The following is a 1,092-nucleotide window of genomic DNA, read 5'->3' on the forward strand; positions in this document are numbered from 1 at the left end:
AATCCGGCGCCGTTTGGGTTTGAGGCCCCGGATGTGATCATGCGCGACATGATCGCGGCGTTGCCCTATGCGCAGGGGTATTCGGATTCCAAGGGCATTACGGCGGCGCGGCGGGCGGTGTTCACCCGCTATGAACTCGTCGAAGGCTTCCCGCGGTTCGACATCGATGATGTGTATCTGGGCAACGGGGTCTCGGAGTTGATCACCATGACGCTGCAGGCGTTGTTGGACAACGGGGATCAGGTGTTGATCCCGGCCCCGGACTATCCGCTGTGGACCGCCTCGACGTCGCTGGCCGGGGGCACCCCGGTGCATTACCTGTGTGACGAGACCGCCGGCTGGGCCCCCGATATCGCCGATCTGGAGTCCAAGATCACCGAGCGCACCAAGGCGCTGGTGGTGATCAACCCGAACAATCCCACCGGCGCGGTGTACTCCCGCGAGATCTTGGAGCAGCTGGTCGCGGTGGCGCGCCGGCATCAGTTGTTGCTGCTGGCCGATGAGATCTATGACAAGATCCTCTACGACGACGCCCAACACATCTGCCTGGCCTCGGTGGCCCCGGACCTGTTGACCTTGACCTTCAACGGGTTGTCCAAGGCCTACCGGGTGGCCGGCTACCGCTCGGGCTGGCTGGTGATCACCGGCCCCAAAGACCACGCCGCGAGCTTCATCGAGGGCATCAGCCTGCTGGCCAACATGCGGCTGTGTCCCAACGTGCCGGCCCAGCACGCCATCCAGGTCGCCCTGGGCGGGCACCAAAGCATCGAGGAATTGGTGTTACCCGGCGGGCGGCTGCGCGAGCAGCGCGATGTGGCCTGGGAAAAACTCAACCAAATCCCGGGGGTGTCGTGTGTCAAACCCCAAGGCGCGCTGTATGTGTTTCCCCGCCTAGACCCCGAGGTCTATGACATCGTCGACGACGAACAACTCGTCCTAGACCTGCTGCTGCAGGAAAAGATCCTGGTTACCCAGGGCACCGGATTCAACTGGCCCACACCCGATCACCTGCGCATCGTCACCCTGCCCTGGGCCCGCGACCTCGCCAACGCCATCGAACGCCTCGGCAACTTCCTCACCAGCTACCGCCAG

The 1,092-nt window shown here is 63.8% G+C and carries 1 protein-coding gene; it reads left to right on the forward strand.

The window, feature by feature from the left end:
• Positions 1-1,092, forward strand: a 1,092-nt coding sequence (locus CQY20_RS33875) for a pyridoxal phosphate-dependent aminotransferase (protein ID WP_097945777.1), incomplete at both ends; no start/stop codon positions are given.

This window comes from Mycolicibacterium agri (assembly GCF_002553505.1).
In the GTDB taxonomy this organism is placed as follows: domain Bacteria; phylum Actinomycetota; class Actinomycetes; order Mycobacteriales; family Mycobacteriaceae; genus Mycobacterium; species Mycobacterium agri.